Origin of the sequence: Clostridium aestuarii (genome assembly GCF_026735135.1) — a bacterium.
Taxonomy (GTDB): Bacteria; Bacillota; Clostridia; order Clostridiales; family Clostridiaceae; genus Clostridium_H; species Clostridium_H aestuarii.
Genome location: NZ_JAPQER010000026.1, coordinates 1 through 875 on the forward strand (window position 1 = coordinate 1; position 875 = coordinate 875).

The window sequence follows — 875 nt, forward strand, 5'->3', positions numbered from 1 at the left end:
CAGGAGGGAAATAGGATGAATATAGCAGATTACAAAGGTATATGGGTATTTGCTGAACAAAGAGATGGAGAACTTCAAAAAGTAGCATTAGAATTAATCGGAAAAGGAAGAGAACTTGCAGATGATTTAGGAGTAGAATTAACTGCAGTTTTACTAGGAAACAAAGTAGATAATATAGCAAAAGAATTATTAGCTTATGGAGCAGATAAAGTATTATATGCTGAAGATGAAAAGTTAGCTCATTTCTCAACTGATGCATATACAAGAGTTATATGTGATTTAGCTAATGAAAGAAAACCAGGAGTTATCTTCATCGGAGCATCTTTCTTAGGAAGAGATTTAGGACCAAGAGTTGCAGCAAGACTTTCAACAGGATTAACTGCAGACTGTACAGCATTAGAAAACGAAGAAGGAACAGGACATCTAATGATGACAAGACCAGCATTCGGTGGAAACTTAATGGCAACAATCATGTGTACAGAACACAGACCACAAATGGCAACAGTAAGACCAGGAGTATTTGATAAATTAGCTAAAGATGAATCAAAAGTAGATGAAGCTAAAATAGAAAAAGTATCTGCTGCTTTAGTTGAAGAAGATTTAAGAGTAAAATTATTAGAAGTAGTTAAAGCTGCTAAAGAAGTTGCTGATGTTTCAGAAGCAGAAGTAGTAGTAGCAGGTGGAAGAGGAGTAGGAAGCAAAGAAAACTTTGCTATGCTTAACGAACTTGCAGAAGTATTAGGTGGAGTAGTAGCAGGATCAAGAGCAGCTACAGATAACGACTGGATAGACCATGCATTACAAATAGGTCAAACAGGAAAAACTGTAAGACCAAAATTATACATTGCATGCGGAATCTCAGGAGCAATCCAACA

General features: G+C 36.1%; 1 protein-coding gene. It reads left to right on the plus strand.

Going from position 1 to position 875, the window contains the following annotated elements; all coding sequences use genetic code 11:
- Positions 1-15: 15 nt before the first annotated feature.
- On the plus strand, positions 16-875 hold an 860-nt coding region (locus tag OW763_RS16770; RefSeq protein ID WP_268042742.1), incomplete at its 3' end, for an electron transfer flavoprotein subunit alpha/FixB family protein.